This is a genomic window from Planococcus koreensis, assembly GCF_004761975.1.
Taxonomy (GTDB): Bacteria; Bacillota; Bacilli; order Bacillales_A; family Planococcaceae; genus Planococcus; species Planococcus koreensis.
In genome coordinates, this window is the sequence record NZ_RQII01000055.1 from 25,813 (window position 1) to 51,852 (window position 26,040).

Sequence of the window (26,040 nt, forward strand, 5' to 3'; positions counted from 1 at the left end):
ATAAAAATTGTTTTCAATTATTCTTTTCCGCTTGGTTCTGCAAGCAGCAAAGGCAAAGGCCAGAGCCCAGCTGCCCATCATTTTTTCAGTTTTTCCAAGGCGTTAACCGTCACATCGACCATCGTATTGATGCCGATTTCCAGGGCATCTTCGTTGAAGTAAAATTCCGGATCATGGAGCGGCTTCGATTTTTCTTCGCCTTCTCGTGCACAGCCCAGCCAGTAGAAAGCTCCCGGATACTCTGCCAAAAAGCGCGAAAAGTCTTCACCTGCCATAGAAGGATCTACTGCCGGCACCGCTTCTGCCCCCAGCGTTTCAACAGCGCGGCCGCGGATCAGCTCTGCCCATTCCGGCGTATTGACCGTCGCGTCATAGCCTTCAATGTATTCATAATCGATTTCCGTTTCAAACGCTTCTGCAAAACCTTTTACGAGGCTGTCGATTCTCCGTTTCACCGTTTCTTTGGCTTTGCTGCTATACGTTCTGACGGTGCCGTTCAATTCCACCCGGTCTGCGATGACATTATAGCGATAGCCGCCGCTGATTGTGCCGAGTGTTAAGACCGCTGATTCCAGTGGATTGACATTGCGGCTGACAATCGACTGCAATGAAGAAATGAATTCCGCGGCGATGACGATGGCATCTTTGCCTTGATGCGGCATGCTTGCGTGTCCGCCCGCCCCTTTGATCGTAAAAATCAGCCGGTCGGAAGCCGCCATCATTTCTTTGTCACGTATGCCGATCTGGCCGACTGGCAAATCCGGCCACACATGCTGCCCGAAAATGACATCCGGCTTAAACTCATCAAATACACCGTCTTCCATCATCGGACGCGCCCCGCCGATTGGCGTCGATTCCTCATTCGGCTGAAACACCAGCAGCACGCGCCCCGTCAGCTGGTCTTGCATTTCTTTCAGTTTGAACGCAGTGCCAAGCAGCATGGCTGTGTGGGCATCGTGTCCGCAGGCATGCATTTTCCCTGCCGTCTTGGATTTAAAGTCGACAGCCGTTTTCTCGGAAATCGGCAATGCATCAATATCTGCACGCAGCGCCACCGTGCCGCCAGCTGCGCCTCCTTCAATGATGCCGAGCACACCGGTTTTCGCAAATCCGGTTTTGAATGGGATCCCTGCCTTTTCAAGCTCTTGCTGAATACGTTTAGACGTCTCCCATTCTTCCCCGCCAAGCTCCGGATTCTGGTGCAAAGCCCGTCGAATTCCCTTGATCTGTTCGATATCCATCATCCAACTCATCCTTTCCTTATCGCATTACTCTCTTTTCGAGAATAGCATAAATTGAAAAAGCGATGTTGAATAATGCCAATTCATAAAATATTGCATCATCTTCCCTATATTTCGGAACCCGAATCTCTGCGACCGAAGACCCAATTGAAAAAGGCTGTCCCGAAGCCATGTGTTATGACCTACGGGACAGCCTTTAGTTAAAACTCTTTGATTAATTTAATCCGAAATCGCTGACCAAAGCGGCAAGTCCACCTTGATAACCGCTGCCGATCGCGTTGAATTTCCACTCTGCGCCGTGGCGGTAAAGTTCACCGACAACTAAAGCTGTTTCAATCGAGAAGTCTTCACCAAGGTCATAGCGCAGGATTTCCTGGTTGCTGTTTTCGTTCATTACACGGATAAAAGCGTTTGATACTTGGCCAAAATTCTGTCCGCGGCTTTCCGCGTCATGAATTGTGACCGTGAACACCACTTTATGGACATCGGCAGGCACGTTCGGCAAGTCCACAATCACTTGCTCATCGTCGCCGTCGCCTTCGCCTGTCAAGTTATCGCCGGTATGGACGACTGATCCGTTGCCGCCTGTCAGGTTATTGTAGAAGATGAAATCTTCAGGTCCACGTGATTTGCCGTTTTCCGCTGCAAGGAAAATGGACGCATCCAAGTCGAAGTCTCCTCCGCCGCTGTATTTATTGGTGTCCCATCCAAGCCCGACAAGGACTTTCGTTAATCCTGGATTGGTCTTTGTTAAATCGATTTTCTGGCCTTTAGTCAAATTGATCGATGTCATATTGAATTCCTCCTCAGATTAAGTAGCTTTGCGCTGGGTATCTTCGTATTTCTTCTGTAATTCTTCGATGCGCAAACGCCCTTGTTCGCGCATTTTACGGTTTTCATCTTCAATTGCACGGGTCTCATTCATGCCTTGCATAATCGTCTCCCATGTCTGCTCAATCGTTTCAATCTTGATGCTCGGCTGGCCTGACATGCGTGCGATATCGACGCTTTGGCGTGAGATATCATTGGCATTTTTCAGCAGCATTTCGTTTGTTCGGCGGTCAAGTTCATTCATGCCTTCAGCAACCAAACTTTGGCGTTTCGCGGCAATCGCATTGATCAAGCCTGTTTTGAAAATAGGGATTGTCGTGACGAAAGCGGAGTTGATCTTTCCGATAAGCTTCGTATTGCCGCGCTGCAGCATACGGATCTGCGGTGCTGACTGGTAGGAAACCTGCTTCGCCATCTCCAGATCATAGACGCGCTGTTCCAGCAATTCGATGGCGTTCTGCAATGAATTCAATTCCATCAGCGCCATTTGGTTGCCGCTTTCTGCTTTGGCTTGGACGCCCGGCAATTGCTGCTTCAGTTCATCGATTTTTACATCGCCTGCCGCGATGTATTTTTCCAGCTCCATAAAATACTGGAAGTTCTTGTCATACAATTCTTCCAACGTTGTAGTGGATTTCTTCATTTCGGATTCGTATTTCGTGATTTCAACGTAGACTTTATCAATTTCCGTTCCCATCGTTTGATACTTGCTGAATAATTGTTCGATCACTTTATTGCCTTTATTGAACATTTTGCTTAGAAAACCTTTTTTCTCCACAAAATCTTTTTTGTCGAATTTGTCCATGATTTTGCCGAGTTGCTTCAGCAGCTCACTGGACTCTTCCATGCTGTTCGCTTGGACCGTGTTCAAGACTTTGCCCGTAAATGCCGAAATTTCATTTGCCGGCTCGCGTCCAAACTCCAATAATTCAATTTGGTTTTTCGGATTGATTTTTGCAGCCAATTGCAGGACTTCCGGGTCTTTCTTCAGCTGAACTTTCAGTTCGTTTTCGTTCTGCATTGCTAGTTCTTGTTCTTCCATATGATTCGGCATCGTGTTCATCAACTTTCCCTCCTTTTATGGTTAAAGCCATTTTCTGAACATCTTTTTCACCACGGACGGTTCTCTATATGGTTCGTCGTAGCTTCTGTCGTCCAGCCAATGCGTGTCGATCAAATCCGCATCGATCCACCGTTCGATGTCTTGATGCGCTTGCGGATTGATGATGATTACATCCAATCCGAAAGTGTGGATCAAGGCGATCGCATTGGCATCTGCACGGCTCAATTCACCGTCTTTTTCTTCATTATAAAACAAGAGCGTCGGGACGAATTGCGGATAGTCGAATTGTTGGATCAGTTTGATGACCGGATCTGGCAGCGACATCGATTGCGAAAACTGGTACAGCTTCAAGTCTTCCAGAGACTCTCCCGATTGCGGGGAAAGCATCGGTTTTTCGACGTGGCGCGCGATGGCTTCGCATAACGCCGTCTGCAAACCTGTCGGCAGACGCCCGTATTTCCACCAATTGGCGGTCTTCATCTTTTCCGGATCCAAGCGGCCGTCTTTTCCCAGCGCTGCACGGTAATGGAATTGCTGATTGCCTTTCCGCTCTTCGATGAATGGGAAGCTGCGGACCAGCAGCGTGTCATCACGGTCGTCCAGGCCATGGATATTGTCCCAAAAACGCTTGCGGTCTTTTTCAATGCCCATCACTTTTGCAAAGACGACGGGAATGATGACGCTTCCACGTTCTACTGCGAATGAGGGCCGAACCATCGCCCGTTCTTTTGCCAATATAAAAGCTTCATCAATCGTCGTTTTCAAGCGCACTGACTTTGTTGTATAGGATTTGAATTGGAAAGGTTTGTACAGTCCTGAATCATCGTGATGCAATAGCCGGTCCACTTCCTGCGTTGCCCGGAAGGCGACAGTCCCAACTCTCTCCGGCCGTTCCAGCGGAAAAGGCGGCACCTCATCGGCTGTTATCTGGAAACTATGCGACGGCAGATCTTTCTCACCGAGAGCATCTTCCAGCCATTGCTTGCCTTCAGGGTCGTAGACAATCAGATGGAAGCCGAATTTCGCGGCGAATTTCATAAACCATTTTTCGCTTTCTGTCGTTTCCCCGTACCATAAAAATCCAGGCAAACCTTTTTCAAGCACCAATTTATCCAGCTCCGGCTCCACATGGTTGAACGTCCATTTCACGAGATCGGTTGCCACGCGCCGGAAAGAAGAAATCGTCGTGCTGCCGCCAGACTGCTCCTGGAATTCCTTCAACACGTCAATCATGATGAGGCGGATCCGCCGATTCAAGCCCGCGTCCTTCAATCGGGGAAGCAAACCCTTGCCATCCAGGAAGGCTACGATGCGGCTAGGGGACAGCCCCTTTTCCTTATTATTCATTTCGAATAAATCCTGAAGGCTGCGCAGACGCTCTCCTGAAATCTGCTTATTCAAGTTGCCTGAAAGGCGGATCAGCCGACCATCCGCTCCTTCCAGCAAATCATAAATAGCTGCGAAATAATCATCAGTATCCAGCGGCATGCCAAGAAATTGCCCCAGCAGCTGTGGATACGTTATGGTTTCGCCTTCCACTTTCGTTTCCGGATGCGCAACCAGCGGTTTAGCCAGCCATTCACCCAGTTTTTCCGGATCCCACGTTCTCACGCGGACCGGATGCAGTTGAACCATGGGAATCCCCCTCATCCTTTATTTATATTGCAAGACCACTTTCGCGATGCGTTCAAGAATTTCTTCCCCTGCTCTGATGCCGCTTTGTCTAGTGACTTCGATATGGGATGAAATCGCAATGCTGCTCTTCACTGCTTCCCCGTGGGCAGCAAATAGCCCCAAATCCGCACTTTCGAGAAGGCAATGGTCCAATAACGAATCTCCGGCCGCCGCAACAAAGCTTGCGTTGACACGTTCTTTTACATATTCCATAGCGCCTGCTTTCGTAATGCTGACTGGCATGAAGTAAAGCTTGCGCCCCTGCAAAGACATATCCCAACCGATTTCACGGAAAATCTTCGTGAATTCGCCTAATTTCTCTTCCGGAAACCGTTCGCGGTCGACAATCAGGTAAACAAACCAATTATCGGCCTGGCGCACACGCAGTACCCAATCTTCTGAAAAATGCTGCTCTATTTTCGGCATCAGTTCTTCGATGACCGTTTTATCACTGGTGCATTGCTGGCGCAGCTTTTCAGACCATTCCTTAATCGGCTGCCCATTTTCCAAGATGACGGCGCCATTTGAAACAACCGCGAAACGAGGCGCATCACCATCCTTAAAAATGCCAGTCACACGCTCGTATTGCGCTTGCGTCCTTGTTGTCACCGGCAGGAAAAATGCAGATTCCGACAGTTCCCATAACGCCTGCTGGCTTTTTTCGGTCATAAACGATTGCGGATTGCCTTCAAAACGCTCCACTTCACGCAACTCTGCCTCCGAGACATCAAGCCCCATTGATCGGCGGGAATAAATCAAAGTCTGATCCAGATCACTCGCAAAAAGGATTGTCATAATTCTTTCCCCGATCTGATCAAGCCGATTGCCTGATAAAATAAGGTTGGCACTTCTTCGACTTCGATGCCTTTTTCTTTCGCCAAAATCAAGATATGCTGCACATCCGGATTATCGAGTTCCCGGACATACACTTTCCATGGACTGCGGCGCAACAGGACGCGCGTCGTTTCGCCGACGCCTGGTTTGACCAAGTGGTAATCCCGTTCACTGTACATTTTATCGCCGATTTCTTCCACTTCACGCATGCCTTGCCAGGTCCGCTCTGCTGTTGCTGGAGAACTTTCGGCGGCTTTTTCCACCGCATCCGCTGTTCCCTTGAATTCAGCAGTTACCTGATTGATGAAATCATTGGATAAGTCATCCTGGAGCAGTTCGGCATAGAACTTCGCTCCGTGAAAATCATCTTTGCCAACGTATTTTTCATTTAAAATGGTTCGGCTCACGAGCCCGGACACTGTGGCGTTCAAACAAGCGCTTGGAATCAGGAAATCTTCCCTTGTACCAAACAACACGGCACATGCGCCGGGATCGGCCAAGACCGCCATATCATCTTTCAGGCTCCAGCCATTTTTCTCGTTCAAAAGCGCAACTGATTTGGTCAGTTCTTTTTGGATGGCACCTTTTCCAGTCCAGCCGTCAACGAATTGAATGCGGCTTTCTGGATGTTTTCCGCAGATAGCTTCCATCGCTTTTTCATCGATGCCTTTATCCCGCAGAATCGACACGCTGTAATGCGGCCAATCCATGCCCAAAATCTGCTGAGCGTATCGGCGGATTAAAATGCCGATCGGGCTGCCGGCGCGCGCAAGAGAAACCAATACAATATCATCTGTCCCCGCATTCATATGGATGCGGCGCGCCACAAGGCCCACCAGAGAACCCAAATATGACTTGGTTTTTTCGACCGTAGCATGATACAGTTTTGTGTATTCCTGGGACGGTACGTATTCAATCGGCAGACGCTCTGCATAATGCGCTCCCGCTTGAACCGCTTGTTCACGTTCTTCAAGTGTACTTTCGGTAAAATCATCTGTTACATCTTTCAATAAAAAAGTGATATCTTCCTTCGAATAGCTTGTTTTGACCAATCCTGCTTCAATCATCAGGCTCCGTCCCCCGCTTTCTTGTTCGTCAGAGAAATCCATTTGACAGGCGCTTTTTTCTCTAAATAAGAAATCAGCGGCTGCCAGTCTTGTTCTAATGTGACAGACTCAGCCAGCAAATATATCGTTGTTATATCAAGCTTATGCACGTTATAGAGGAACTGGTTCACCCCGTCAGCATCAGGCAAGCTGAATTTCACTTTTTCTTTGATCGGATATTCTTTGGTATCAGAAGCAAAAATCGGGCTTCGCGTAGTTGTTTGGACAAGTGCGTGGCTGTCCAGTTCCAAAGCAAAGCGGAGCGGCAAATACATATTCTCTCCGATTCCGATTACCAGCGGCTTTTCATTTGCTGTCAGCTCTCCGGCCAGCGCTGTAGCCTGTTTTGCCCAACTGGCGATTTCGAGATGGGCAGTGCTGGACAAGCCGAAGCGGCCAGTCAGCGGAATATATCTGTGCCCCGTAGCCGATTGATGCGGCAATGGTTTTACAAATGCGATTTCTTCCAATTGCGCGCCGCTCGTTCCTGATAAATTCTCCAGCTCTCCGTCTTCAGGCGATGAACCGTGCCGAAGTTCGAATTCTCCATCCATTAAAGCAAGGACTGCGATGCTGATGTTTCGGTCCACTTCAAGCTGGCCGACATTTTGCCGCTGTTTTTCATTTCGCCAATCGAGTATCGACAAGGATGTATATTTTTTGCCCGGGAATTGATCATCCAGGGCTTTTATGAGATTGATCAAGGTATTGCCCGTAGAGATCTCGTCATCAATAAGTACGATGGCTTCCGCATCTTCGAGCATTCCTTTTGGAGCATAAACTCTGTGGGAAGTCGCGTGGGAATGTTCTTCTTCGAAAACAAAAGATGGAACCAGCTCGTTTATGTTTTCTCGTGTTGTATGGATATAAAAAGCATCTTCAAAATGCTGGAAAACAGAATGGCCCAATCCGGTAGCCGTTTCCGCCATCCCGATAAAAACCGTTTTCTCCGGCAAAGCGACCCGATACTCCAATGCTTTTTTCAGCAAAGCCGGATCGGGAACTCCCTTCCCGATCATGTGCGCCAGCTTTTGTGTCTGCGGCGGGGCAGGGAGATTCTCTTTTTCCATCAGCAAAGAAGCCAGCAAAGTACCGGTGCCCAAAGCAACGGCTGGATTGACCGCTAAGTGTTTGGCAATCAGCTTGCTGACAAATAGGAATTGCCGCTTTTTATTGACCCGAAGAGCCATCGAAAAAAGCGATTCCACCGGCAGCCCCTGAAAAGATCGGTTCACTTTCACCAATAATTCCAGAGAGTCCCATAATTTATAATTGTTTTGATAATTGACTTGCTCGAATGTGGTTGAGGACATCGATTGGTTTAAAGTTTTCATTCAGCACCCCATAGACTTCCGCCTGGGCAGCAATTTTCTTTGCCCAGCTCAAATGCGGTTTTACTTCGTTCATTTTGTTGCGGGTCGGGCTTTGCAGTACGCCATTATGCGAATCGCTTTCAGACAGAATCAATGCCGCATCTGTATAAGTTTCGAGCGAAACGATATAACCGGCATTTACGATCATTATTTGGGACGGGTGGATGCACGTTTTGCCTTTGAAACCGTTAAGGGCATCCAATTGCACTTCTTCCCATAGCACCTTCTCTGGAATGCTTGCGAGCCAGCCTTGCCGGTCGGCAGAGAAATGTTCATACACAGGCCCTGACACGGTAAAACCGTCTTCGGCTCTGCCGAACCGGTTCAGTACATCGGCTAAGCAGTCCCTGATTACGTGGACATCGTAAATTGTCCGATCTGCGGGACGGCGCAACCCGTACAAACTCGAAAAATCGGTGGCACCGACTCGGACCGTCAAAACCCGGTCCACTTCCGCCAATAATATTTCATGGATTTCCTGCAGCGCTTGGCTGCGGGTTTCGGAATATAGCACTTCTTTCGTTTCAAGAAGCGGGAGAGCGTATAAATTGCGCCCTGCCGCCGCACTGGCGCGGTCAAGCGCTGGAAAGAATGCCAAAAGGTTTTCCGGTTCGCATTTCGGAAAGACGATGCCGGTCAAAACGCTTAAGGAGGTGCCGCATAAAGCCGTCATCTTGTCGAGTTGCTGCACATTGCGGATCCGCAGGAAAAGAGCCGGTCCAGCCTCTAGCTGAAACACCTTCGCTTTTTCCAACTTCTTCAGCTCCTGAACGACATTTTCTTCCGCCTCCAATAGCTGCGAGTCTGCAACAGCATCCTCCAGGCAAACGATCAACGTCGTCAACCCAGCAAACGCATCGCGGCTGTATTGTCCGGATAATATCTTATTGGCGAAATCCTGCCTCGAACCAGGCGTGTACAGCGCAGCTCCCAAAGCCAATCCCAATGTTTCCCGTTCTGCATCTCGGTTGAATTCTGCCGGGGTATATTTAAAAAAGGTTTTTAAATCAGAATCGTTCAATACGCCAAAATGTTTCATAACTTCTTTCCTCCCGGCCCCGCCGCAACAGCAAGCACCTAAAATTAATAGCGGAATTAATGGATAAAAAAAGCAAGGAGACAGCCTCCTTGCTTTTCTGCTTTCAAATCAGCTGTCGAGGCCGAAGTCTTTGACGAGTGAGCCAAGGCGCCCTGATAGCCGCTGCCGATTGCATTGAATTTCCATTCAGCACCATGGCGGTAAAGTTCCCCAACGACAATCGCTGTTTCAATTGAGAAGTCTTCTCCAAGATCGTAGCGGATCAGCTCTTCATTGGAATCGCCGTTGACGATGCGAACGTAAGAATTGCTTACTTGGCCGAAGTTTTGGCCGCGGTTTTCCGCATCGTGGATCGTGATCGCGAACGTCACGCGTTCGATTGTTGATGGAATTGTCGACAAGGTAACTTTGACTTGCTCATCGTCCCCGTCGCCTTCACCTGTTTTGTTGTCGCCTGTATGCTCTACTGAACCGGCGGCGCCAATCGTGTTGTTGTAGAAAATAAAGTCAGCTTCAGAAGCTGCTTTGCCGTCTGCGTTTAAAAGAAATACCGATGAATCCAAGTCAAAGTCTTGGCCTCCGTCATATTTGTTCGTATCCCAGCCTAATCCGACAACTACATTCGTAAGACCCGGATTTGATTTCGTTAAATCTACTTTTTGACCTTTTGATAAATTGATTGCCATTGCGCATGCACTCCTTAAGCGTATTTGTTTGCGATTGAGCCGATATCTGCATCCACTGTGCCTTCACCGATAGCGGAAAATTTCCATTCTGAGCCTTGGCGATAAAGTTCCCCAGGAATCAATGACATTTTTCCTGCATAATTCTCAGTGAGGTTGTAATGGATAAGTTCTTCTTTGGATTGGTTGTCCACTAAACGGATAAAAGCGTTCTGGATCATGCCGAAATCCTGTTTCTTCTGTTTTGCGTTATAGATATTGACAACGAAGACCAGACGGTGGACTGATGGCGAAATCTTTTTCAAATCGATTTGGATCGTTTCGTCATCGCCTTCGCCAGCTCCTGTCAAGTTATCGCCTGAATGGACAACGCTGCCATCTTTGCTTTTCTTGTTGCCGAAATAGATCAGGTTTTCTTTGCCTTTCAGTTTGCCGTTCTCATCCAATAGGATAACTGAAGCGTCGCAGTCCACTTCTGAACCGCCTCCTGCGCCTCCACCAAGCAAGCCGCCCAAAAATCCGCCGCTTTTCTTCGTTTCAACAGGGTCCCAGCCCAATCCGACCATAATGCTTGATAGAGAGGAACGTCCTTTTGTTAAATCGATCTTTTGACCTTTTACCAGGTTAATAGCCATTCTTTTTGCACTCTCCATTCATTTTTATGTACTCTTTTATAAGTCTATTTGTAAATCCGGAAAATTTCAATTATTAAGGGTTTCCAATCCCAATTGCAGCTGGAACCGTTTTACCAATTCTGCGTCTTGTATATATAGGATGAGTTAAAGAAGCACCTTTTTATCCCTCGCTTCGGGACATCAAAATGAGCTGCTCCTGCACAAAATCATCAAAAAGTCTTGTGCCGCATTTTTCCTAAGATTGAAAAGCCCCCACCGCCGCAGCTCCGGAATAACAGCCGGTATTATTCTATACGTTCATCGGGCAAATAAGTTTCGTTTATGCAGCAAGAGAATTGCATATTAATAAAATGCGATGGGTAAACAACTACAGACAACCTAATTTACCGAACGTTTACCTGAAAGGAGCCCTTTATGTGGTATTGATCTCCATAGTCGTTCCAGCTTATAACGAAGAAGTCAGTATCAAATCATTTGAAGAAAGATTAAAGTGCCAGATGAAATTCCTTTTAGCTATCAGCAATGTGGATGAGTACGATGCACCTTAAGCGCTTGAATACGGAATTCAACCGCTTTGTCGTTGTCGGAGTCATCAACACCCTCACTTATTACAGCATCTATTTGCTGCTCCATAAAGGAGCTGGGCTGCCGTATCTGCTGGCACATGTCCTCGGCTTTCTGATTTCTCTAAATGTCTCGTTCTTCTTAAACTCTTACGTTACGTACAAAGTAAAGCCGACGCTTAAAAAATATCTTTATTTCCCGTTGACACAGGTAGTCAATATGTCCGTTTCCACCGTCCTCATTTATGTTTTTGTGGAATTCATGCATCTAAGCAGCAACATCGCTCCATTCGCGGCCGTTCTGTTTACAGTGCCGATTACGTTTCTTGTTTCGAGCAGAATCATGAAAGGGCCGCCACGTTCCAAATAACCTGAAAGCTGGTGATAACATGCAGTGGAAATACCCGAATGTCCTTTTGTTCTTCAGCTGCCTTGTTTTGTCAGCTGCCGGACACGCGGTTTTCCTTTCACAATGGGTGCGCGGCCATTTTATGATTGGTATTGATGACGGTGCTTCCCAGATGATGCCGTTCAAAAAGCTTTTGTATGAACAATACAGCAGCGGCGAATTTTTCTATTCATTCGATTTCGGCCTTGGCGCAGGGACGTTCAGTGAACTCTCCTATTATTTTTCCACATCGATCGTTTTTCTGATTACGGCCGCTGTGGTGTTTGCTCTTGAAAGTCTCCACGTCATCGAATCGACAGATGTGCTGTTTTGGGCCAATGCCGCTGTTTTTATCAGCATCATTCGATTGGCTTTCGTTTTGTTCATTACTGCCAGAGTGTTCGCCTATATGGGCATTTCCAGGCTTTCCGCGTTTACTGGCGCTGCGCTTTACGGCTTGTCGGGCATGTATTTTCGCCATACAGTGTATTGGGAATTCTTTGCTGACGCCTATTTATGGCTGCCGCTGCTGATTCTTGGTGTGGAAAAAGTTTTCAGGGAGCAAAAACCTGGCTGGTTCCTATTTGCCATAGCCATTTCGCTGATCGACAACTTCTATTTTGCATACATCAATATGATGCTCACTGCCATATACATAACGGTGCGCCTTTTTTTCCCGCTAACTGAATCGGAAATTCCAAAAAGGAAAGCCATCGGCACTTTTTTTGTTTTTGGCCTTCTCGGGCTTGGCATCAGTGCAATATCTTTTGTGCCAGCGGTCTATGCCTATCTGAACAATCATCGTCCAGCTTTCCAACAAGCCATCGAGTGGGTGAATTTGACGGATAACATCCTGTTCACCAGCCGCTACATTGTTTTGCCAGCGATTTTTTTGCTATTTTGGACGATTCCCGCTTTCTATCGGAGCCGCTTGTTCCGCTTATTCGCTTTGTTCGCATTAATCGGTGTGCTGCTTCACTACAGCCCGATTGCGGCAAGCCTTTTCAACGGCTTCTCCGCTCCGCAATACCGTTGGGAATATTTCATGGCATTTGTGAGCGGCGGCGCAGTAGCGGCAGGCTTGGAACGCATTGGCGGCCTCACCATGCGCCAGCTCATTGCATCTTCCGCCTTTGCCCTGCTGGCCTACAACTTGGCTATTCGCATAGACCAAGGTTTTGACGCTGGATCATGGCAAGCGGTATTTGTTTCACTATCACTGCCGGCAGCCATACTGCTGCTCGCGGCGGCCATTCGCTGGCCGCGGCCGCTGCTGAAAAAAATCTTGGCCGTCTATATAGTAGCTTCCGCTGTCGTGTTTGCAAATTTCTATCAGGCCGATACGATTCTTGAAACTGGCCGCATAAAAAATGTGAACGAAGAGCTGCTTACTACTGGGGGCTATGATTCTCTCGAGATCAGAAGTTTGCTGGAAGAAATCCATGCGCAGGAAAGCGATCCGATATACCGCATCGACTGGATGGAAGACGTACGCAACAATACACCGATTGTTCAGGAATTCCGTGGGCTTAGCGCATATTCCAGCATTCTGAATAAAAATTTATTGTATTTTTACCTATATGATCTGGAAATCGATATGGGCCGTGAAAGTGTCAGCCGTTATGCGTCACTCGGCAACCGCGCCAATCTTCACAGCCTGCTGCAAGGCAAATACACCATCATGGAAAAAGGCGATCCGAATGTTCCCTATGGCTTCGAAGAGCTGACCGCTTCGGAAAACTTTGTCGTCTACCGAAACACCAATAACCTGCCTTTCGCCCGTTCCGCTTCTGACTCTTATTCCGAAGCAGGGCTCGAAACATCTTCTCCACTCGTTCGGGAACACGCCATGCTGAACGGAATCGTGCTGGACGGCGACGGCGGCCCTGCCCCGCTGTCGACGGCGGATCACACGCAGCAATATCAAATCCAGGAACAAGCTGCCGTATACGATAATGGCTTATTGGAAGTCCAAGGCGAAACCGGCGGAATCGATTTGACGCGTAAAGACGGTGCATTTACTGAAGGCGACCTTTACGTATCATTCCATTTGGAGAACGAAGCTGCGAGTGAAGGATTCATCCTGACAGTGAACGGCTATGAAACAAGCCGCAAAGCGAACGATTCCATCTACCGGACATATGTCGACGACTTGACCATCCGCATTCCGGCCGATGACACGATCCAAATCCGGCTGCCCCAAGGCAGTTACCGGCTGACAGAACTCCAGGTTTTTGAGGAAGCTTACGAAGTGCTGGAAGCTCAGGCGCAAAAATCTTCAAATGCGGCAAATATCGAAATCGACGGCAGTACAGTCACGCTCGATTACGATAACGTTGAGCAGGATGAGTATTTATTGCTTAACATCCCTTATGAGCGCGGATGGAAAGCATCCGTAAACGGTGAACCTGCAACGGTGCTGAAAGCCAATTATGCATTTGTCGCCGTGCCCATTAAAACGGGTATGAACGCAGTTGAATTCACTTACAGGCCGCCTTATTTTGGCATTGCTTCAGCTGTCAGCCTCTTGTCAGCGCTTGTCGGGCTATTTTATATCTTCTTCAGGAAAAGGCAGTCCGGTTCGTAGTTTTGGAATGGCTTCGCGTTATAGCGTTTAGCGGATGGCGCAGCGGGAATATTGACTTTATAGCTAACCGAACCAAGGAGGAATCCATCATGGCAGAAGATAAATTCGAAAAAATCGACAAAGAAATTGAACCGCAGGAACAGTCGCACCAGCCTGGCTCTGAAAGAGAAATGTCTCCAGAACCGATTTACGATGATAAAGATTACAAAGGCTCAGGCAAACTCAAAGGCAAAACAGCGTTGATTACCGGCGGCGACAGCGGAATTGGCCGTGCCGTAGCAGTAGCGTTTGCAAAAGAAGGGGCAAATGTCGCCATCGCTTACTTGGATGAGCATGATGACGCAGAGGATACAGTTAAAGCCATCGAATCTTATGGCGCTAAAGCGTTCAAATCAGCAACGGACATCGGTGACTCTGAAAATTGCCAAAAGCTCGTTGATGACGTCATCGCTGAATTTGGCGGACTGAACATTCTAGTCAACAATGCAGGCAAGCAATTTCCGCAGGATGACTTCCTGGCAATTACGCCCGATCAATTAATGGAAACATTCGAAACGAATATATTCAGTATGTTTTACTTGAGCCAAGCAGCGGTACCGCATATGCAAAAAGGCGATTCGATCATCAATACGTCATCGGTTACTGCTTACCGCGGCTCATCGTCACTCATCGATTATTCATCGACAAAAGGTGCAATCACCGCCTTTACACGCTCGCTTTCCCAAAACCTTGCAGACAAAGGCATTCGCGTCAACTCCGTGGCACCAGGGCCGATTTGGACTCCGCTTATCCCGGCAACATTCGATGCTGAAAAAGTCGGCAAGCACGGCGGCGAAACAGCGATGGAACGCCGCGGACAGCCTTCAGAAGTGGCACCGGCCTATGTCTATTTCGCATCAAAAGATTCAACTTATGTGACCGGCCAGGCAATCCATGTCAACGGTGGCGACTTTATCACATCCTAAACAATAAAGAAAACCGCTAAAGCTTCGGCTTCAGCGGTTTTTTACGTTTTTTTCGATGGTCGGCGGATAAAACAACACTTCCATCGAAGAGCTGTAATGGGTTACCGGACGCAGTCGATGCAATTGTTCGGGCAGAAAACCAGCAAGAGAATTTTCTGTAATTTCTCCTTTAACATATTGAAGGCGCCAAGGTAGATGCCCGATATCCAGGCGGTAAAGCCTGTTTCCAGGTTTAGTCCATAGGCTGTAGCGCTCTGTCAGCCAAATCTCTAAAGGGGCAGGTTCAATAATGGCTGCTTGGGGTTCGTAAACCAGTTCAATTTCTTCAATTCCATGCGCTTCACTATGCCTGCTCTTGAACCTGATCCGCGTTCCTTGCTTAACCATTTCGATGCGCGCCTGTCGGTATGGCAAAAAGCTGCCGAGAGACGCTGTCTGAACAGCTGCCAGACTGTTTGCATCCATTGAAAAAAAGTAGACGCCGCGCCGATTGTCGTACCGGACATACGTCCTGACGTTAAGCTGCAAAAATGTCCGCATTCCCGGCACCGCAGGCATGCCCCGAATATGCGTATCGCGTGCCTTGAACAGCACAGCGCTTATCCATGCTTTTCCACCGTACAGATCCAATTCCAATTCAGGAGGCAGCATTCCGCAAAGCCAATCTGCGGGAACCGCCCAATGCAAAAACAGCACATCCTGCAATTGCTGCGACATGATCCATTTTCTTCTGTCCATCTTCCTATCCCCTTTGGACATTCAAATGAGCCTCTTTATCAAAGAGCTTCGGGGCAAGTATCCTTCAAAACGCTCTTGCTGATTAACTACAGGCAGCTGTTATTTTTTCGATGGAAATTTTTCGCCTGGATGCCCACCATCGTAATCGGAATCGTTGCCGCCTTCATTGAACGATCCGCTTCCTTCAGCTTCAGCATCCGATTGTTCCTCTTCATATCCGCCTGGATGCCCTCCGTCGTAATCCGAGTCGTTGCCGCCAGCGTTAAAACGAGGTTTTTGCCGTTTTTCCTCTTTTGTATACTTTTCTTCGTCGCGCTCTTTGTTTTCATCAGCCATTTTATATTCCCCTTTCTCTCCAGTGCTTCTTTCTTATTATCTGAATACCCACACTATAGGAGGTGAAACAGATTTTGTTAATCCGTAGAACTCTTTCCTACGAAAGTAACAAACCTTATTCGGAAGTTCTTTGACACTCCCATTAATGCGTTTGTTAAAACGTTTCAGGAGAGGCTGAAAGGGTAAATAGACTAATAGATATAAAGACTCTGAGGAGGTATAAACGATGGCAAAAGTTTTAGCCGTTCTATCTGGCGGATATGCAGATGAAGAAAATAATTACGTAACTGGATGGTGGGCGGAAGAATTGTTCGCTCCAGTATTAGCGCTGGAAAAAGAAGGGCATACAGTCGGCCTTGCTTCTCCAAAAGGCGGAAAGCCAGTTGTTGACCCGATGAGCTTGAGCAAAGAATATGACCCTGAAGGCAAATACAAGGAATTATACGACTCCGGCATTGCAGACAAAACGACACCGATTGTTGACGTCAAAGCGAGCGATTACGATGCCATTATGATTGTCGGCGGACACGGCGCCATGTTCGACTTAGCGCATGACCCGGATTTGCATGCCGTCATCAACGTTGTCTATGAAACGGGCGGAATCGTTTCTGCTGTTTGCCACGGACCCGCACCGCTCGTCTATACCAAGACCAAAGATGGCCGTGGAATTTTAGAGGGCTTGAAGGTGACAGGCTATCCAAATAAATTCGAACCTGAAGAAGTAGTTGGCCTGCTGCCATTCAGCCTTGAAGATGAAATGAAGAAAATCGCGAACTATGAACCGGCTTCTGATAAAGAGCAATACGCCGTATGGGGCAGCGATCAGATTTTAACCGGACGTGATCCACAGTCTTCTCCGCTGTTCGGCAAAGAATTGGCAGAGAAATTGACAAGCCTTGAAAAAAAGGAAGAAGAAAAATTCTTTAAGTGAACTGTATTATTGATGTTTTTCAATCAATCTGCTATAAAAAGAGGAGGAAATTCACATGACAGAAAAGGATCCAAAAGAAGAAGAATACGCAAGAGCCAAGAAGTCGGAAATGCAAGGACCCCCCGCACAAAAAGAAGGGCTCGAAGAACCGAAGACCAAGGGCTATAAACCCATTCAAATTGGTATCGTCATTTTTGTCATATTGGTATTGATCCTTATTATTACTGGTATAAGTTCCGATATGTGGGGACTTTTCGGCTGATTGCTTCCAAGCAATCAGTTTTTTATTTGCTTGGACTTCAGCAGTCTCCCAATGTTGAAAAGCAATCTTTATACTATTAATTATTTGATTTTTCTGTTAATATTATATCAACAAGAGTGGCGCAGGGAGGCGTGCAATATGAATCAGCAGGAACCTTTGGAAAAAGAGGAATTGCCAACCACCCCAGACACTGCCGAGCCGGTCGAACCACCGCCGCATCATCACCATATGCACCACATGGAAGGCCTGGAAGAGCCGAAAATCAAGAATTACAAAGCGATACAAGTCGGCGTAGTTATTTTTTCAATCGCCATATTGGCATTGATCTATTTCGGAATCACTTCGAATATGTGGGGATTAATGGATTGATGAAAGCGGCGGAATAAGAGATATGCACAAAAAAGAGGATGCAAATGCGCATCCTCTTTTTGTGCTAAAGGCTTTCGTTCAATTCGAGTTCAAAATCCATCAATTCGCCGTTGCGGTATGCTTTCACTTTCAATCTATCCCCTACTTCTGTTTCATTGTATAGATGCTGGCGAAGTTCCTGGATCGACGTTACAGGCTTGCCGTCCATCTCGACGATGACATCGAATTGCTGGAGCCCTGCTTTGTCCGCTCCAGAACTTGGCGAGACTTCATTGACCACAATTCCGCCTTTCACGTTTTCAGGAAGTTTCAGCTCGCTTTGCCGTGCTTGCGGCGGAACTTCGGACAGATCCAGAATGCTGACGCCCATTGACGGACGTTCCACCGATCCTTTCGATTCCAAATCCTCGATTACCGGGATGGCTGAATTGATCGGAATGGCAAGGCCGATGCCTTCGACCGCATCCTGTGCTATTTTCATTGAATTGATGCCGATCAGCTGGCCTTGGCTATTGATCAACGCACCACCGCTATTGCCGGGATTGATGGCTGCGTCTGTCTGGAGGACTTCTGCCTGCCAATCCTCTGTTCCATCTTCATTGATATCGATTGGCACGAGCCGTTCGGTTCCAGAAATGACGCCCGTCGTCACCGATCCCGAAAATTGAAGGCCCAGCGGATTGCCGATAGCGATTGCCGGCTCGCCTGCCTTAAGGACAGACGAGTCACCGAACTCGATGACAGTCGTAATTTGTTCAGAAGGCACTTTCAGCACAGCAAGGTCCGTCCACACGTCCGTGCCCAGCACTTCCGCATCCAGTTCCGTTTCGTCAGCAAGTGTCACCTTCACTTTTTCCGCACCTTCGACGACGTGGTTATTGGTGACGACATATGCCCAATCCCCGGTTTTTTTATAAATTACGCCTGATCCCGCTCCAGCCTCCTGTGCGCCCGACTCGGCTGTCGGCATGAACGGACTTTGCTGTGCGGTCTGCAAATTCGTTACTCCTACGACAGCTCCTGAAGTTTTTTCAACCGTCTCTGTAATATCAGTAGTGACGATATTCGTGCTTCCTTGTACGCCGCTTGCTGTTTCAGCAATGGTTGCGCCGTTGTCTGCGGCCGGATCAACATCCGTGAATTCCGGCAGAACGACGCCCATCAGAAGCGCTCCTGCAATCAATCCCATAAAGCTGGAAGCAAAGTAACCTGTCCGTTTTTTCTTCGGTTCACTTGAATTGTAATAACCCATATTAATTTCCTCCTTCTGACAGTGTGTTTTCAATGTCATAAGACGCCTGTTTTTTAGAAAGCCACGTTGTGTATTCACTGTTCAATTGCTCTTCGAACAATAGCTCTTTAATTTCTTCTTTGCTGTTTTCAAGTGTAGCTGCAGCAGCTTCTGTCTTGCCGGTCACTTTGATAATGTGGAAACCGAATTCCGTTTCGACCGGCTTGCTGATGTCGTCCACTTTCATGGCAAATGCCGCTTCCTCGAAAGCAGGGGCCATTTCACCAGCTCCGAATGCCCCAAGCTCTCCGCCATTCTCTGCACTTGCTGTATCCGTCGAATACTCTTTTGCCAATTCGGCGAAGTCTCCGCCTTCAGCAAGCTTGGCTTGCACTTCTTCCGCCTCTTCTTTTGTCGCGGTCAGGATGTGGCTCGCTTCCACTTGTTCGCTTTGCCCCAGTGACTCCTTGTTTTCATCAAAATAAGTTTGAATTTGCTCATCCGTAATTTCAATGCCTGGGCCGATCAGTTTCTCGATCTTCACATAGGTCTGGACTTCTTCCTTTAGGGATTCAACTGTCATTCCGCTTGCGGCTAACGCCGAATCCAGTTCCTCAGCACCGCCGTATTGCTCTTCGTAGACCGCAATTTCAGCCTCAATTTCTTCGTCTGAAACCGTGATATCCTCTTTTTCAGCTTCCTGCCGGACAATTTCCTCTGAAATCATCAAATCGAGCGTTTCAGTTCCGTTTGTTTTCAGCATTTGAGCGTACAGCTCATCTTTGCTGATTTCTTTGCCATTAACACTTGCCACTCCATTGTTTTGTCCAAAACTCATCAGCAAGAATATCGCTGATGCAGCTATTACTCCAATTGCAATGTATATCGCTTTTTTCATTTCGCAAGCCCTCTTTCTATCTGATTACTAACATCGTAACAAGCAATTATGAATAAACTATGACCAAAGCTGTAACAATTAGGGAAATAAAAAGACAGTTTGGCCGACTGGCTCAAACTGTCTCTTTATGCGGCAGTTGGATCAGGAAAATCGTACCTTTGCCTTTCTCGCTTTGCACACGGATGTCCCCGCCGTGCAATGTCACCAATTGCTTAACGATCGATAGACCAAGACCGAATTGGCCGCTCCCGCGCGATAAATCCGCTTTGTAGAAGCGGCGCCAAATCAAATCGATTTCTTGGACATCAATCCCTTCGCCCGTGTCTTTCACTTCGATCGCCATACCGCCCGGCTCGCTGTATGCCCGCAAGGAAATCAGCCCATCCGCTGTAAACTGAATGCTGTTTTTCACAATGTTCGTCAAAACCTGGATCAGCCGGTCCATGTCTCCGTAAATCACCTGTCCGGGTTCTGAGGCTATTTCGATGCGATTTCCTTTTTCAGCCGCTTGCATCTCCAGCTGCTCCTGAATAATTTCAAGCAATTCTTCTGCCTCAATCTCTTCTTTCGTTAGCGTCACTTGGTTTGAACGGATTTTTTCATAATCCAGGTTTTCATTGACGAGGCGGATGAGGCGTTTCGTTTCATCGCTGACCAACCGGATGCCTTTTTCACGCTGCTCTTCCGCAATCATATTATTGCGCAGCCCTTCAATGACACCGGCAATGGTCGTCAACGGCGTACGCATTTCGTGCGAGACGTCCGCCATGAACTGGCGCCTTCTGTTTTCCAATCCTTCAATTTCTTCATTCGACTGCTGCAGCCTTTTGGCCATCTGGTTGAAATCCTTCGACAAATCGCCGAATTCATCAAAATCGGATTCCGGCAAATTGACTGCGTAATTTCCTTCGCTGATCATTCCCGCAGCTTCCTGCATGCGTTTCAAACGGCTGACATGCAGTTTCGACAATAGCAGACTGAGCAGCAATGCCACTGCCAATGCGATGAGTATTGTCGTTAACAGCGACTTATTGAGTTCGGCAATCATTTCGCTCGTGCCGCTGACAGGCGAGGCAAGGAGCACTCCGCCGGCCAATTGGCCATTGTCGGCATATGGCATCGCCACAAAAGTTACGGTATTCTCAAATCGTTCAACATCCCGGTTGACGACAAGTGTTTCTCCACGCTCAATGACGTCCCATTCCTCCGTCGTCAATTCAACAGGCGGAAATGCCCCGGAAACCGGGTACAAAATGCGGCTTTGCTGGTCGAAGACGATAAAATTAATGTTTTGAGCTTCCAGAATGGACACGTAGGACTGAAGATTGGTGCCCGGCCGCGGCGCTTCCAGCTCCTGCAAAATCTTGACGCCATAGCTTTCCAGTTCTGCCGCCTTGTCTTCGTAAGCAAAATCTTCCACGTAATTGACGAACAATAAACTCAATATAAAGAATGCAATGAGCAGGATGCTCAAATGGCTCGCAATCAATTGGTAAAAATAATTAATCCGCATATTCTTCAAATTTATAGCCAACTCCCCAGACGGTATGGAAAAATTGTTCCCCGCCTGCTATTTTTTTGCGCAGACGCTTAATGTGCACATCAACGGTCCGTTCGTCTCCGTAATATTGGTAGCCCCACACTTGCTCCAGAAGCTGTTCGCGGCTGAATACCTGTTTTGGGTGCTGCATGAAGAACAGCAGCAGTTCGAACTCTTTCGGCGTCAAATTCTGTACCGGTTCCCCGTCTTTCTGCACTTCCCGCGTTTCTTTATTGACCGCAAAATGCTCCGTGCGGACTGTTTCTTTCGGCGCTTCCGCTTTTTGTGAACGCCGCATGACCGCTTTGATGCGCGCCATAAGCGTCAGCGGGCTGAAAGGTTTTGTCACGTAATCATCTGCGCCCATCTCGAACCCGATGACTTGGTCCGATTCACTGTCTTTGGCTGTCAGCATGATGATTGGCACCGAATCTCCGAGTTCCCGGATTTTCCGGCATAACGCAATTCCGTCCATCCCTGGCAGCATCCAGTCCAATATCAATAAATCATAATCGCCTTGTCTGTATTTTGCGAACCCTTCCAGGCCGTCCGCTGCAAAATCACCGGCAATCGCTTCTTTTTGAAAAAACAATTCCAACATGGAACTAACGCTCGGATTGTCTTCCACCACTAATATTTTCATCCTGTACCTCCGGCATCTGTTTCTTTTAAAGTAAAGCAGGCGGGCAAAAGACGCAAGTACATAGAAAAACCGCCCTATGTAAAAGAGCGGTTTTTGCGTCTACGCCTTTTTCTCGCGCGCTTTGTATTTCTCGAACAAATCGCCGATCATGTCGTAATCGATGGCAATATTGTTCTCGTAGGCATATCTTACGCCATAACCCAATGCCAGGGTCATTGCGGATGCTACGGTGCCGCCGATAACAGACCCGGCGCCCGGGATGAATTTCAATGCCTGGCGGTAAAGTGTATGGCCAATTGTCTGGGTCGCCGTGATGACAATCATGTCTTTCGCCGCTTTTTTGCTGAGCGGTTTATCGTACAGCTTCGAAAGCTTGATGATCAAGCCGACTTGCAGCGAGGTCAGCGGAATGATGTCCGAACCGGGAATCGGGGAAGCTCCGATGACGCCGGCCGAAACGCCAGCACCGATGATCCAGCGGTTCGCAGCGGCTGATTTCTCTTTCATGCTTTTAGCGAAGAGCAGGTCTTTACCTTTCTTTTCGAGCAAAAAAAGGATTTCCTTCTTCAAAGTTTCCAGATTCTCTCCTGTTTTCGATGAAATTGGAATCACCTTATATTTGCCGCCCGTATGGTTTTTGACAAATTCGATGATGGACGGAATGTCTTCTGCCGCGTCTATTTTGTTCAAGACGATCAGGATGTCCTTGTTATGCTTTTCAATTCCCGCAAACTTTTCCTTCTCGCTTTCCGAAAAAACAGTCCCTGCTGCATTCAGGAAAAACAGCACGACATCCGATTGCTGGACAAATTCCAAGGTCTTTTTAGGATTTTCGTCATTCGGGTCGTTCAACCCAGGTGTATCCATGAACTTGATATTCTCCAAGCCTTCCAAATTATACGGGTCGACGCTCACGGTTTCCCCTGGCATTGGATTGGTGCTTGCAATATCTTTGCCGATGATTTTATTGACCGTCGAAGATTTGCCGGCATTGACTTCGCCAATCAACGAAATCAGCAGCTCCTGCTCAAGCATGTCGTTGACTTTTTTCATCTCGTTTTCAAACATTGAATCCATCACACGGCTTACTTCTTCTTCAAAACTCTTTGCCATCGTCTAATCCCCCTTGATAAATCTTCTTTATGAATAGTATAAGCAATGATGCGATTTACGCATACCGTTACTTGTCGATGTATGGTTTCAGCAAGGCATCGCCATATTTCAAAATTTCCTGCGCATTGCGGATATGCTTTTTAGTCGCACTGTTTTTCGCGCGTTTTTCCATGGTTTTCATATCCCGCAATTCATCTGGCAATTTCGCTCCCGGCGCTTTGTACAATTGTTCAGACTGGACGAATGATCCGCCCGGCATGTAATAACGCATCGCCAGCAGGTTTTTTTCATACTCGAACAGATTATGGCCCATCATCGGAGTTGCATGCTCCACACCGAGCAAGGCGAGCGTAGTCGGCATAATATCCACTTGTCCGCCAAGACGGCTGAATTCTTCTCCTTCGAACAAACCGTCTCCTGCCATCACAAGCGGCACTGTCAGGCGTTCTTTCATCGTATACGGATGGCCAAGGAAATCTTTCAGCAGCAGCGCATCTTCTTCTGACAGCGGCGATCCATGGATGCCGGAATGGTCGCCGTAAATGACAATCAACGATTCATCATAAAGTCCCTGATCTTTCAGTTCTTCTACGAACTTGCCAATCTGCTCATCAGCGTAGCGGATCGATTGGAGATAATGGCCGACGTGTGTCCCTTCATATTCCGCCGGCAGCTCCAGATGCTGCATTTCTGCCGGCAAGATGAATGGTGTATGGCTTGTCATCATAACAATATTCGAGTAGACCCGTTCATAAGTATCCAGCTGCCGCGGCAGTTCGTCGAGCGCAAAATCCATCAGCACTTCATCCGAAGGGCCGTAGCCCACTTGGTCTTTGTCCGGAATCTCTTCGACTGTGAATACTTCATCGAATCCGAGTGCCGGATACAGCACGTCGCGGTTCCAAAATGTCACATCATCTGCGTGATAAGTAGCAGAACCATAGCCTTCTTTTTTCAGGGTCCGTGAAAGCGAAGGCACTTCCTTGCCGTTCAAGTCATTGACGGTAGGCGCCATCCCTTCCGCATAAAGACCGGTATTGCCCATCCATTCGGCGTCCGAAGTTGTGCCGGCACCAATTTGCTGGAAGACATTCGAGAAATAGGCGCTTTCTTCAATGAGTTTATTGAGATTGGGTGTTATCTCCTGGCCATTGATCGATTTATTGACAGTGAAATTTTGCATCGATTCCACTTGGATCATGAACAGGTGGCGGCCTTCAGCCAACCCGAACGAAGCGTGATTGTTTACTGGCACATATTCATTGCCTTTTAACGCTTCCAGCTCTTTTGCCGATAACTTTGTTTCAGTGCCGGAAGCGTGGGCTTTTTCGTTAAGGTGGTTATACATCTGGACAAGCTGGGATTGGGCATAGCCATTTTCTTTCGCAAAAAAGGAGATATCAATGATTGGTTGCTTGATAGCGTAGACGGTTGTAAAAACACTGATTGCAGCAAGCCCAGCTGCTGCATATTTCAATGAATTGAGTTTTGGCAGCTTGCCCCAGCGGCGCGCCAATACGATTAATATTACGGCGTCCAGGAAGAAAAGAAAATCCAGTGGATTGATCAATAGCAAAATGGTCGTGCCGACCGTGCCCGACTGGGTGGTCTGCCGCAAATCATAATAGGAAGGGATTGTGGAATAATAGCGGCTGTACAATACGACGGCAAAAAAGACCCCTGAGACCAGCAGATTGAAAATGCCGGCAGTGAGCCAAACCCGTTTCTTGAATAACAGCAGCGCAACAGCCAGCAGAAACGCCCAAACTGGAAATTCGACGAACGCGATATGGAATATGGATTTCGCATCGAAGATTACGATGCGGAACGCCATAACTTTAAGAAATAATAACAGGAAAATTGCAATATAAGGCATAGCTTTTGTTCTCATCGTAATCCACCTCCTCTTTAAAGACGGCTGCGCTGACGGAATGTTGCCACTCCGTTGCACTCGACAGCCTCAGTTCCAGACCCTTTCCACGATGGCGGATTGCCCGTCGTGCGTAATTTTAAAAATATCAGGATTCGATAAATTCCGCCACTCAGCAAACCCAAAGCCCGGATCCCAATGATTGAGCAATAAGGCCAAAAGATTGCCATACGTCACGACAATACTTTGATGCGGCACCGCAGATACTGCCGCAATTCCCCGCTCAGCTGCTTCACTCCCGGATTCGCCGCCCGCCAATTTCAATTCCATATTATTGAATGACCGCTCCAGATGGTCGAGCCAGTCAGGCAGATTGCCGAGGCCCAAAACACGCTCCGATAGGCGGATGTCGGTATTCAACTCAAGCCCCTTCTGTTTTAGAGTTGGTTCAATTGATTCGATTGCCCGCACATAAGGGCTCGAAACGATATAAGAAATTTCCACTTGAGCAAAAAACGGGCAAGCCTGTCTGCCTGCGCGCGCCCTTCCACCGTCAATTCTGCCTGCGGATGCTGTCCTTCCGCCTGGCAATGCCGAATCAGGTAAAACGTTTTCTCCGAACCCTTCATCTAAAATCCCCCTTAGCGCCTTCACAAATTCTGCCATATTCATTTCATTATAAGGCTTTTTGGGAGATTCGTCTTTTTTCGCCTTCCGGTTGAACCGCCATTTTTCGCCAAAGCGATGGAAGGCATGGATGCCAGTTTCCGCTCATATCTAGGTTCTTATGTTATTCCCTTTTTATCCGATTTTTAAGCAAAAAAAACTCCAGGCAATTGGCCTGGAGTAAACGATTATAGTTTTTTCATCAAATTCGCCATTTCAATGGCTCCAGCAGCAGACTCCCAGCCTTTATTGCCAGCTTTCGTCCCTGCACGCTCAATCGCCTGTTCGATCGAATCTGTTGTCAAGACGCCAAATATGACCGGAATATCCGATTGGTCGCTAGCCCGCGAGACGCCTTTTGCGACTTCACTGCAGACGTAATCGAAATGCGGTGTCGCCCCTCGGATCACGGTGCCGAGTGTGATGACTGCGTCGTAGTTGCCGCTGACCGCCATTTTTTT

The 26,040-nt window shown here is 47.8% G+C and carries 27 protein-coding genes; 6 read left to right on the plus strand and 21 right to left on the minus strand.

Annotated features, from left to right (window positions below; all coding sequences use genetic code 11):
• Positions 1–77: 77 nt before the first annotated feature.
• The 10 genes from EGV91_RS13235 to EGV91_RS13280 form a co-directional block, all read right to left on the minus strand.
• Positions 78–1,244, minus strand: coding sequence for a M20 metallopeptidase family protein (locus EGV91_RS13235; RefSeq protein ID WP_241666189.1), 1,167 nt, complete (start codon positions 1,242–1,244; stop codon positions 78–80).
• A gap of 211 nt (positions 1,245–1,455) precedes the next feature.
• On the minus strand, positions 1,456–2,034 hold the full coding sequence (locus EGV91_RS13240; RefSeq protein ID WP_135504485.1) for a TerD family protein: 579 nt from the start codon (positions 2,032–2,034) through the stop codon (positions 1,456–1,458).
• A gap of 18 nt (positions 2,035–2,052) precedes the next feature.
• Positions 2,053–3,135, minus strand: coding sequence for a toxic anion resistance protein (locus EGV91_RS13245; RefSeq protein WP_135504487.1), 1,083 nt, complete (start codon positions 3,133–3,135; stop codon positions 2,053–2,055).
• A 21-nt stretch (positions 3,136–3,156) separates the two neighbouring features.
• Positions 3,157–4,770, minus strand: a complete 1,614-nt coding sequence (locus EGV91_RS13250; protein WP_135504489.1) for a YceG family protein — start codon at positions 4,768–4,770, stop codon at positions 3,157–3,159.
• A gap of 18 nt (positions 4,771–4,788) precedes the next feature.
• A complete protein-coding gene (locus tag EGV91_RS13255) occupies positions 4,789–5,604 on the minus strand; it encodes a hypothetical protein (RefSeq protein ID WP_135504490.1) in 816 nt (271 codons plus the stop codon).
• Entirely contained in the window at positions 5,601–6,710 is a 1,110-nt protein-coding gene (locus EGV91_RS13260) for a cysteine protease StiP family protein (RefSeq protein ID WP_135504492.1), read from the minus strand. Before EGV91_RS13260 ends, EGV91_RS13255 begins: the two co-directional genes overlap by 4 nt.
• Entirely contained in the window at positions 6,710–8,083 is a 1,374-nt protein-coding gene (locus EGV91_RS13265) for a phosphoribosyltransferase domain-containing protein (RefSeq protein WP_135504493.1), read from the minus strand. Before EGV91_RS13265 ends, EGV91_RS13260 begins: the two co-directional genes overlap by 1 nt.
• Positions 8,016–9,161 carry an HpcH/HpaI aldolase/citrate lyase family protein gene (locus tag EGV91_RS13270; protein WP_135504495.1) on the minus strand — a complete coding sequence of 382 codons (1,146 nt, stop codon included), beginning with the start codon at positions 9,159–9,161 and terminating at the stop codon, positions 8,016–8,018. Before EGV91_RS13270 ends, EGV91_RS13265 begins: the two co-directional genes overlap by 68 nt.
• 56 nt (positions 9,162–9,217) lie before the next feature.
• Positions 9,218–9,847, minus strand: coding sequence for a TerD family protein (locus EGV91_RS13275; RefSeq protein ID WP_158290617.1), 630 nt, complete (start codon positions 9,845–9,847; stop codon positions 9,218–9,220).
• Positions 9,848–9,861: 14 nt separating this feature from the next.
• Positions 9,862–10,479 carry a TerD family protein gene (locus EGV91_RS13280; protein WP_135504497.1) on the minus strand — a complete coding sequence of 206 codons (618 nt, stop codon included), beginning with the start codon at positions 10,477–10,479 and terminating at the stop codon, positions 9,862–9,864.
• 537 nt (positions 10,480–11,016) lie between these two features.
• Here EGV91_RS13280 and EGV91_RS13285 point away from each other — a divergent pair.
• From EGV91_RS13285 to EGV91_RS13295, 3 genes are all read left to right on the plus strand, one after another.
• Positions 11,017–11,412: a GtrA family protein gene (locus tag EGV91_RS13285; RefSeq protein WP_135504498.1), complete on the plus strand. Its 396-nt coding sequence runs from the start codon at positions 11,017–11,019 to the stop codon at positions 11,410–11,412.
• A 19-nt stretch (positions 11,413–11,431) separates the two neighbouring features.
• Entirely contained in the window at positions 11,432–14,017 is a 2,586-nt protein-coding gene (locus EGV91_RS13290) for a YfhO family protein (RefSeq protein ID WP_135504500.1), read from the plus strand.
• 89 nt (positions 14,018–14,106) lie between these two features.
• Complete coding sequence (locus EGV91_RS13295) at positions 14,107–14,982, plus strand: SDR family oxidoreductase (RefSeq protein ID WP_135504502.1); 876 nt, start codon at positions 14,107–14,109, stop codon at positions 14,980–14,982.
• 30 nt (positions 14,983–15,012) lie between these two features.
• Here EGV91_RS13295 and EGV91_RS13300 read toward each other — a convergent pair whose 3' ends face one another.
• Both EGV91_RS13300 and EGV91_RS13305 read right to left on the minus strand, forming a co-directional pair.
• Positions 15,013–15,720: a YqjF family protein gene (locus EGV91_RS13300; protein WP_158290618.1), complete on the minus strand. Its 708-nt coding sequence runs from the start codon at positions 15,718–15,720 to the stop codon at positions 15,013–15,015.
• A gap of 99 nt (positions 15,721–15,819) precedes the next feature.
• Positions 15,820–16,056 carry a hypothetical protein gene (locus EGV91_RS13305; RefSeq protein ID WP_135504505.1) on the minus strand — a complete coding sequence of 79 codons (237 nt, stop codon included), beginning with the start codon at positions 16,054–16,056 and terminating at the stop codon, positions 15,820–15,822.
• Between the two features lie 226 nt (positions 16,057–16,282).
• Between EGV91_RS13305 and EGV91_RS13310 the strand changes: the two genes are divergently transcribed.
• The 3 genes from EGV91_RS13310 (at position 16,283) to EGV91_RS13320 (ending at position 17,618) form a co-directional block, all read left to right on the plus strand.
• Positions 16,283–16,987: a type 1 glutamine amidotransferase domain-containing protein gene (locus EGV91_RS13310; protein ID WP_135504507.1), complete on the plus strand. Its 705-nt coding sequence runs from the start codon at positions 16,283–16,285 to the stop codon at positions 16,985–16,987.
• A 55-nt stretch (positions 16,988–17,042) separates the two neighbouring features.
• Positions 17,043–17,249: a hypothetical protein gene (locus EGV91_RS13315; RefSeq protein ID WP_135504509.1), complete on the plus strand. Its 207-nt coding sequence runs from the start codon at positions 17,043–17,045 to the stop codon at positions 17,247–17,249.
• Positions 17,250–17,387: 138 nt separating this feature from the next.
• Positions 17,388–17,618 carry a hypothetical protein gene (locus EGV91_RS13320; protein WP_135504511.1) on the plus strand — a complete coding sequence of 77 codons (231 nt, stop codon included), beginning with the start codon at positions 17,388–17,390 and terminating at the stop codon, positions 17,616–17,618.
• A gap of 64 nt (positions 17,619–17,682) precedes the next feature.
• On the opposite strand, the gene EGV91_RS13325 is transcribed toward EGV91_RS13320, so the two are convergent.
• From EGV91_RS13325 to ribH, 9 genes are all read right to left on the minus strand, one after another.
• Positions 17,683–18,870 (minus strand): S1C family serine protease, encoded by a 1,188-nt coding sequence (locus EGV91_RS13325; RefSeq protein WP_135504512.1) that lies wholly within the window; start codon positions 18,868–18,870, stop codon positions 17,683–17,685.
• A 1-nt stretch (position 18,871) separates the two neighbouring features.
• Entirely contained in the window at positions 18,872–19,747 is an 876-nt protein-coding gene (locus EGV91_RS13330; protein WP_135504514.1) for a peptidylprolyl isomerase, read from the minus strand.
• Positions 19,748–19,859: 112 nt separating this feature from the next.
• The gene (locus tag EGV91_RS13335; protein WP_135504526.1) at positions 19,860–21,260 is read right to left on the minus strand and encodes a sensor histidine kinase; all 1,401 of its coding nucleotides are present in this window, start codon (positions 21,258–21,260) and stop codon (positions 19,860–19,862) included.
• Positions 21,250–21,930 (minus strand): response regulator transcription factor, encoded by a 681-nt coding sequence (locus tag EGV91_RS13340; protein WP_135504516.1) that lies wholly within the window; start codon positions 21,928–21,930, stop codon positions 21,250–21,252. The genes EGV91_RS13335 and EGV91_RS13340 overlap by 11 nt, the downstream gene beginning before the upstream one ends.
• Before the next feature lie 99 nt (positions 21,931–22,029).
• Complete coding sequence (locus tag EGV91_RS13345) at positions 22,030–23,043, minus strand: GTPase (protein ID WP_135504518.1); 1,014 nt, start codon at positions 23,041–23,043, stop codon at positions 22,030–22,032.
• Between the two features lie 67 nt (positions 23,044–23,110).
• Positions 23,111–24,934, minus strand: a complete 1,824-nt coding sequence (locus EGV91_RS13350; RefSeq protein ID WP_135504520.1) for an LTA synthase family protein — start codon at positions 24,932–24,934, stop codon at positions 23,111–23,113.
• Positions 24,935–25,003: 69 nt separating this feature from the next.
• Positions 25,004–25,417 carry a histidine phosphatase family protein gene (locus EGV91_RS13355; RefSeq protein ID WP_241666190.1) on the minus strand — a complete coding sequence of 138 codons (414 nt, stop codon included), beginning with the start codon at positions 25,415–25,417 and terminating at the stop codon, positions 25,004–25,006.
• Positions 25,351–25,542, minus strand: coding sequence for a histidine phosphatase family protein (locus EGV91_RS17415; RefSeq protein ID WP_241666191.1), 192 nt, complete (start codon positions 25,540–25,542; stop codon positions 25,351–25,353). The genes EGV91_RS13355 and EGV91_RS17415 overlap by 67 nt, the downstream gene beginning before the upstream one ends.
• Positions 25,543–25,767: 225 nt before the next feature.
• The coding region (gene ribH, locus EGV91_RS13360; RefSeq protein WP_135504521.1) for a 6,7-dimethyl-8-ribityllumazine synthase at positions 25,768–26,040 on the minus strand (273 nt) is incomplete at its 5' end.